The sequence below is a fragment of the Eikenella sp. HMSC061C02 genome (genome assembly GCF_001809035.1).
GTDB lineage: Bacteria > Pseudomonadota > Gammaproteobacteria > Burkholderiales > Neisseriaceae > Eikenella > Eikenella corrodens.
This window is the reverse complement of record NZ_KV795570.1, coordinates 1-558: the sequence shown is the minus strand read 5'-3', so window position 1 is coordinate 558 and position 558 is coordinate 1. Positions and strand designations below refer to the sequence as shown.

1 protein-coding gene is annotated in these 558 nt (G+C 56.5%); it reads right to left on the bottom strand.

Features of this window, described 5'->3' with window-relative positions; all coding sequences use genetic code 11:
* A partial coding sequence (locus tag HMPREF2541_RS12250) for a hypothetical protein (protein ID WP_168161112.1) occupies positions 1 to 558 on the bottom strand: 558 nt, incomplete at both ends.

Sequence of the window (558 nt, the reverse complement as noted above, 5' to 3'; positions counted from 1 at the left end):
CTGCACCAGTCGGAGTAATCACCTTACCGGCCGGATTACCGTTGGTACCATCGCCTACATTCAGCGCAGTAGTATCGGCTGCTACAGTATAAGTAGTGCTGCCGGTAGTCGTATCCACGGTCGGTGTAACGCTAATACCGTTGCCGGCGGCTACCTTGCTGGTAGCAGCAGCTTGGGCAGCTTTCAGCTGATCTTCAGTTGCACCACGACCGCTGGTAATCTGGGTCGGATCCCAAGTTGTGTTGGTCAGCCCGGTTACGGTGCCGGCATTGCCGTCAATCTTAACCGGGTGGCCACCGGTGGCCGGGCCTACGGTGATGCTGTCGGCCAGCTTGAAGCCGATTTGGTTGTCGGTGACGGTGGTGACGATGTTGCTGTCGCCTTTGTAGGTAACTGTCTCGGTCAGTTTAACGGTGTCAGCTGTACCGTTGTCGGCAGCAATCTTGAAGCCGTTTTCTTTCAGATCGTGCAGCTGTCCGCCATTGATGGCTTCCTTGCTGCCTGCGCCAATAGTGCCGTCCGCTACATTACCCAAGGTAACCGGACCACCTGCAGCAT